Origin of the sequence: Candidatus Darwinibacter acetoxidans (assembly GCF_041936445.1) — a bacterium.
GTDB lineage: Bacteria > Bacillota > Limnochordia > Darwinibacteriales > Darwinibacteriaceae > DTU010.
Map to the genome: position 1 here is coordinate 1 of NZ_JBHGXH010000244.1, position 3,569 is coordinate 3,569.

General features: G+C 57.5%; 3 protein-coding genes. All 3 read left to right on the top strand.

Translation table 11 applies throughout. The features are described 5' to 3' along the window. On the top strand, positions 1 to 1,432 hold a 1,432-nt coding region (locus tag ACE4YL_RS09195; RefSeq protein ID WP_461369564.1), incomplete at its 5' end, for a terminase large subunit domain-containing protein. Positions 1,433 to 1,442: 10 nt separating this feature from the next. Then, entirely contained in the window at positions 1,443 to 3,362 is a 1,920-nt protein-coding gene (locus ACE4YL_RS09200; protein ID WP_461369565.1) for a portal protein, read from the top strand. Between the two features lie 12 nt (positions 3,363 to 3,374). Continuing rightward, the coding region (locus ACE4YL_RS09205) for a hypothetical protein (RefSeq protein WP_461369566.1) at positions 3,375 to 3,569 on the top strand (195 nt) is incomplete at its 3' end.

Consider the following 3,569-nt stretch of genomic DNA (forward strand, 5'->3'; position numbering starts at 1 on the left):
GGTGGCGCGTAAACGCAAGGCCGATATAACGATCGAGTGGGCAGAGCAGCCAAGGCAGATGAAGTTCTTGCGGGCTTGCGGACTGTCGCACCCCTGGGATGGTGGCGGGCCGACTGAGCCGAGAGCCGAGGTAATCCTCTATGGCGGGGCAGCCGGCGGGGGGAAGTCAGATGCGCTTTTAATGGCGGGGATTGTCGCCGGCCTCACGTATCCAGGCATAAGTATTGGCTACTTTCGCCGGGAGTTCCCCATGCTTGAGGGGCCTGGAGGGGCTATCATGAGGTCTCACGAGCTTATGAGTGGCTGGGCGAAGTGGCACGGCGGACAGCGCCGGTGGACTCTCCCAACGGGGAGCGTTCTGCAATTCTGCCACTGCAAAGAAGAGACTGACGTGTACAACTATCAGTCACAGCAGTTCGATTTGATTCTGATTGACGAGGCCACGCAGTTCCTCCGTTCTCAGTATCGGTATCTGCGCACCCGGAACCGGGCCACGAGGGATAGCGTGATTCCATTTATGGCCCTAGCAAGCAATCCCGGCAACGTGGGGCACCTTTGGGCACAGGCGGAATTCATAGATCCCGGCCCTCCGGAGCAAGTGCACGAGGTGGAAGTGGAGCCGGGCGTTCGGGAGAGGCATCTATTCATCCCGGCGTTCCTGAGCGACAACCGCATCCTGGAGCAGCGCGATCCGGGCTACCGGGCACGCCTGGAGGCACAGCCTGAGATAGTCAGGCGCCAGTTGCTAGAAGGTGACTGGAGCGTGTTTGCGGGACAGTACTTCAAGGAGTGGAGGCCCGCCATTCATGTGGTGCAGCCGTTTGAGATACCGCACTATTGGCGCCGATTCCGCAGCCTCGATTATGGGCTGGATTGCACAGCCTGCTACTGGTGGGCTGTCTCGCAGGATGGCCGGTGCTATGTCTACCGAGAGCTGTATCAGCCGGACTTGATACTGTCGGAGGCTGCCGAGCGCATACGAGAGTTAACCCTCGCTAACGAGCGCATCGACTACACGGTGGCAAGCCCTGACCTCTGGAACCGGCGACAGGACACCGGAGTAGCCGGGTATGAGCTGCTGGTGCAGGCTGGACTTACCGGCATCATCAGAGCCGATGACAGGCGGGTGCCGGGCTGGAGGCTGATGAGGGAGTACCTCAAGCCCTATCGAGATGAGCAGGGCCAGGAAGTGGCACGACTCGCGGTTTTCGACACCTGCCATAACCTGATACGCACGCTACCGGCGCTGATACACGATACGCACAACCCGGAAGATGTGTCGGATGCAAGCGAGGATCATGCTCCTGAGTCTGTGAGGTATGGCATCATGTCCCGGCCTCCAATAACCCTGGAAGAGGAAGAGCGGGATAGGCGCCGGAAGTGGAAGAAGGAGCGGACAAAGCCGGTAGTGTCGGAGATTACCGGCTACTAGGAGGGTGCATATGGATACCCTGACAATCGCAACTGAGGACATAACCCCGGTAGCCGAGGATACGGCTAGGGCCGAGGCAACGACTGAGCTTCTTCAGCGGTTCGAGTATGCTGACGGGTGGCGCAGCCAGTTTGAGGACGTCGCGCGTCGGTGCTACAAGCTATATGTCGGCTACCGCGATGAGCTGACCGAGGAGCAGAAGGGTCGGTCGAACTTACACATTCCGCGCACGTATGAGGCGGTGGACACGTGGCGGGCACGGCTGCTCAAGGCGTTTTTCGGTGTCAGCAGGCCATACATCGACTTCCTGCCTTCACCGGAGGGTGCAACTCCTGAGATGATGGAAGCCAACGAGCGCAAGGCAGAGCTTGCCAGTGCCTTGGTGGATCAGCAGCTGGAGCGGAATAATGTGGTGTCGGTGTTCTACGACTTTATAACTTCGATGCTTATCTTCCCCGCTGCCATACTCGGCGTCGGGTGGCGATATGAGAAGCGCATGGTGCGCACTCGTGAGCCGGTGGTGCAAGTGGTGCCAGACCCCATGACAGGGGCGCCGGTGCCGGTGCTATTGGGCTTCCAGATGGTGGAGCAGGACGGCGTCGTGTGGGATGATAACGAGCTTGTCAACATCAATTTCTTTGACTTCTGGCCTGACCCGCGCGGAAAAGATGTGGACTCCTGCAGGTTCGTGTTTCAACGAGAGTGGTGCACACAGGAGCAGCTCCAAGATAGGCTGGAGGTCTTGCATCAGGCCGGGACAGGCACAGTATACCCCATCGACTGGGAGGCCATGCGTGGCACAGGCGGTGAACTGCAAGACGGCGCGTGGGAGATGATGTCAAGCGTCGGACTGACTCCGGAAGCGTCCGATGGATTCTGGCCTCGGGACGATGCGAAGGGACATTTGTTCGAAATCCTTCACTACTGGGAGGATGACAGGCATGCACTGCTCATCAACCGGAAGCAGTTGGCCTATGACGGGCCGACCCCATACTGGCGACACGGGAAGAAGCCGTTTATAGTGGTGCCCTTCGACAAGGTGCCTAACCAGATATACGGTATCAGCGCGGTTCAACTCATCGAACACCTGCAGCATGAACTCAACACCCACAGGAACCAGCGAATAGACAACGTCAGCCTTGTCCTGAATAGAATGTGGATTGCCAGAAGAGGCATAGACGAAGAGCAATTCATCTCGCGTCCGCACGGAATCATATGGGTTGATAACCCTGAATCGGACGTTAAGCCGTTAGTCACTCCCGACGTAACCGGAAGCGCATACAACGAGGAGTCTGTCATCAAGCAGGATATGGAGTCTACTCTCGCAACCCCTAACGTGATACGGGGCATGACTCCTGAACGTCGCGAGACAGCCACAGCCACCATGACACAGGCAAGCAATGCAAGCATGCGCTTCGATGTCAAGATTTTGTTGTTCGACTCCCTCGGCATACGTCGAATGGCAATGCTGATGGACATGAACAACCAGCAGTTTATTGATCAGCCCCGGTTAGTGCGCCTCTTCGGTGATGATACTGCAGAATGGCAGATGGTAGGCCCGCATGAAATCATGGGTGAATACGACTACCGTCCGGCAGGCGCATCGACAGACCCGGCTGCCAACAAGGAGCTTCGACGTCAGCAGCTCACACAGGCGTTGATGTTTGCGATACAGACGAATAACCCGTTCATCAAGAAGTACGAGCTGACCCGCGAATGGATGGGCAGTTTCGATTTCCGGAACGTGGATAAGTTCCTGTATACGCCGGAGGAAGTGCAAGAGATGCAGCAAGCAGCGCAGGCAGCAGAACAGCAGCAAGCAATTATGGCGCAGATGGGGCAGCCACAGGTTGGGCAGCCGATGCCGGGCATGGGAGCGCCACCCGGTATGATGCCCGGCATAGAACCTCCACCAGAAGGTATTGCGTAGGAGAGTGATTGAGTGAAGCTCACAAAAGAAGATAAGAGGAAGTTGTCAGCCCTTGCGCATAGCGAGGGCTGGCTGCTTATAGAAGGGCTGGCTCGTGAAGCCCTCACATCCATAACCAACCGGCTCCAAGTTGAGCGCTTCAAGGATCTGTCTGAGATTGCCCGCCTCCAGGGTGAGATAACGGGCATGGAACGAGTGCTTAACTAC

Excerpts from the sequence above, each read along its gene's own strand:
- ACE4YL_RS09200 (WP_461369565.1), top strand. The coding sequence starts at position 1,443 with ATGGATACCCTGACAATCGCAACTGAGGACATAACCCCGGTAGCCGAG.